The organism is Edaphosphingomonas haloaromaticamans, from assembly GCF_001853345.1.
GTDB lineage: Bacteria > Pseudomonadota > Alphaproteobacteria > Sphingomonadales > Sphingomonadaceae > Sphingomonas_E > Sphingomonas_E fennica.
In genome coordinates this window covers 1,573,076-1,576,140 of the sequence record NZ_MIPT01000001.1, presented here as the reverse complement: position 1 = coordinate 1,576,140, position 3,065 = coordinate 1,573,076, and the positions used below count along the sequence as shown (strand labels likewise).

Annotated in this window: 4 protein-coding genes; all 4 read right to left on the bottom strand. The window is 68.7% G+C overall.

The genetic code is table 11. The features are described from left to right. Nucleotides 1–149 precede the first annotated feature (149 nt). Complete coding sequence (locus BHE75_RS07255) at nucleotides 150–425, bottom strand: DUF6356 family protein (RefSeq protein ID WP_015459914.1); 276 nt, start codon at nucleotides 423–425, stop codon at nucleotides 150–152. A gap of 64 nt (nucleotides 426–489) precedes the next feature. Next, nucleotides 490–1,320: an SDR family NAD(P)-dependent oxidoreductase gene (locus BHE75_RS07250; RefSeq protein WP_070933460.1), complete on the bottom strand. Its 831-nt coding sequence runs from the start codon at nucleotides 1,318–1,320 to the stop codon at nucleotides 490–492. After that, entirely contained in the window at nucleotides 1,317–2,078 is a 762-nt protein-coding gene (locus tag BHE75_RS07245; RefSeq protein ID WP_438830613.1) for an SDR family NAD(P)-dependent oxidoreductase, read from the bottom strand. The genes BHE75_RS07250 and BHE75_RS07245 overlap by 4 nt, the downstream gene beginning before the upstream one ends. 213 nt (nucleotides 2,079–2,291) lie before the next feature. Next, the coding region (gene coaA, locus BHE75_RS07240) for a type I pantothenate kinase (protein WP_070933458.1) at nucleotides 2,292–3,065 on the bottom strand (774 nt) is incomplete at its 5' end.

The following is a 3,065-nucleotide window of genomic DNA, read 5'->3' as shown; positions in this document are numbered from 1 at the left end:
CGCCTCCGCGAACCAGCGCCAGTTGGCGACGAGGGCGGCGGAGTCGATATCGATGCGGAGCGGGGGAACAGGCGCGGTCACATCCACGCCGATAGGCAGGCGGGCCGTCAAGGGCAACCGCTCGCCCGGCAATCCGACCTCAAATTCGATCAGATTTCATACTCGATCTGCCATTCGGGCTCGTTCCACCCGGCATGGCGCTGCTCGCGGGCGCGGGGGGAAGGCTGGCGCGCGGCCATCTGCGCGTGCAGCCGCTTCACGGCATTGCTGCCGGTCCGCACGAACAGGGCGGGAACGATGCCATGGACCATGCAGGCGAGGCCGCTTGCCACCATCGTCGCGCCGAAGCGGAAGGCCACGCCGAAATGCTCGACATAGCTTTCGTTCACGCTGCGCGGATGGGCGAGGAACAGGCGATCGAACATGGCTACTCCAGAACGCTGATGCGCCACCATGCCACGCCGGGCCTCCCCCGCCCACCCCTTTCCGTCAGACCATGTAGGAACCGCCATTCACCGTCAGCACGCTGCCGGTGGCATAGCTCGCCTGCTCGGATGCGAGGAAGGCGACCGCCGCCGCGATCTCGGCCGGGCGCGCCATCCGCCCCAGCGGGATCGCCGCCTCCATCGCCGCCACCATCGCATCGGGCACGCTTTGCATGATCGGCGTGTCGGTGGGGCCGGGATGGACGGCGTTCACGCGGATGCCGCGCGTCGCAAGCTCGCGCGCCAGCGCGCGGGTGAGGCCGACGACGCCGGCCTTGCTCGTCACATAATGCAGCGGGCCTTCGCCGGACGCCGCCGATGTCGATGCGATGTTGACGATGCTGCCGCCATGGCCGCCCGCCGCCATCAGCCGCACCGCCGCCCGCGCGCAATGGAACATCCCGTCCAGGTTGACGCCCATCACCCGCCGCCATCCCGCGTCGGACATGTGGATCAGCTGGTCGGCATGCGCGGTCGGCGCCTCGCCCCGCGCGATCTGGGCGGCGCGCTCGGCCGCACCGGCATACATCTGGTCGCTGCCGTCGTCGGGGCCCCGGCCCGTGCCGGCATTGTTGACGAGGATGTCGACGCCGCCGAACGCGCCCGCGATCTCCGCGAAGGCCGCATCCACCGATCCGCTGTCGGAAACGTCGCAGGCCAGGCCGATATGCCCCCCGCCCGCCAGCGCCTCTGCCGTGCCGCCGGCCGCGCCGGCATCGATATCCAGCACCGCCACCCGCGCGCCGTCCGCCGCCAGCCGCTCCGCGATCGCCCGGCCGATCCCCTGCGCGCCGCCGGTCACGACGGCGCGCTTGCCCGAAAGCGCCCCGCTCATGACGGCATGTAGAGCTGGACGGTCTTGCCGCCGTCCACGGGCAGCGCGACGCCGTTGACGTAGCCGGATTCGTCCGAAGCCAGGAACAGCACGGCCCGCGCCAGCTCGGCCGGCTCGCCGCTGCGCCGCATCGGGATCGCCTGCGTCACGGCATTCGCCGCATCCGGCGCCATTTCCTGGAAATGCAGCGTCGCGGGCGTCGCGATCTGGCCGGGGACGATGCTGTTCACCCGCACGCCGTGCGGCGCGCCCTCGATCGCGGCGCAGGCGGAAAAGTGGATCAGCGCCGCCTTGGACGCGGAATAGCTCGCCATGCCCGGCATCGCCCGCACCCCGCAGGCGGAGGAAATATTGACGATCGATCCGCGTCCGGCGGGGATCATCAGCTTCATCGCCTCGCGCGTGCCCACGAACACCGCCTCGGCATTCACCGCGAAATCGCGCCGCCAATCCTCGATGGTGAGGTCCGCGATCGACTTGTAGGCGGCGGACATCGCATTGTTCACNAGCACGTCCAGCCGGCCATGGCGCCCGGCGACGTCCGCGATCAGCGCGGCGTAAGCGTCGAGATCGGACACGTCGAGCCGATGCGCCTCCACCGATCCGCCGGCCGCCGCGATTGCCGCGCGCGTCTCCTCCAGCGGCTCCGCCCGCCGCGCGGCGATCGCGACATGGCCGCCTTCCGCGGCGATCAGCTCGGCCGTGGCGCGCCCGATTCCCTCGCTCGCGCCCGTTATAAGCACGATCTTGTCGCGCATCCTTCCCATGGCAAACTCCCGCAAAGCATCGCTTATCGGCCGCGCATCCGTGGCCATGCGCAGCCTTGCTGCATGAATCCCGCGCGGAAGCGAAGGGAATTTTTGAACGCCATGGAGTCGAATTTTACCGCATCGTCGCACGGTCGATGTGGAATTTTGTCGATGCGGAATTTCGCGGCGGGTCCGGGGGAGAAGGGCCGGGGCTGCTTTCCCCTACAACCGCCTCAGCTTCAGCCAATCGACGCCGTGATCGGCCTGCTTGTGCAGGATCACGTCGGCGCGCGAGCGCGAGGGTTCGATATTGTCGCGCAGATTGGGGCCGTTGATCCGTTCCCACAATTGCAGCGCAAAGGCCCGCGCTTCATCGAACGGGGCGTGGGCCATGTGGTGGAAATAGGATGCCGGGTTCTGGAAGGCGGTGCGCTGGAGGAGCATGAACCGCTCCAGATACCAGCGCTCGATATTCTCCTCCGCCGCATCGATGTAGATCGATATGTCGAAGAAATCGCTGGCGGTGAACACCGGCGCGTTCGCCCGCTCCATCCCGGCGCCGATCTGGAGGACGTTCAGCCCCTCGAAGATCAATATGTCCGGCCGGTCGACCACATGTTCCTCGCCGGGCAATATGTCGTAGGCCTGGTGGGAATAGACCGGCGAGGTCGCCCGCCCCGTCGCGCGGATATCGGCGAGGAAGCCGATCATCCGCTTCACGTCATAGCTTTCGGGAAAGCCCTTGCGCGCCATCAGCCCCCGCGCCTCCAGCTCCCGCGTGGGGAAGAGGAAGCCGTCGGTGGTGACGAGGTCCACCTTGGGATGATCCGGCCAGCGCGAAAGCAGCGCGCGCAGCAGGCGGGCGACCGTGCTCTTGCCCACCGCCACGCTGCCGGCGATCGCCACCACATAGGGCCGGGGCCAGCTCGGCCGGCCGACGAAATCGTCGGTCACGCGGGCCAGCCCGCGCGATGCGGCGACGTGCAGGTTGATGAG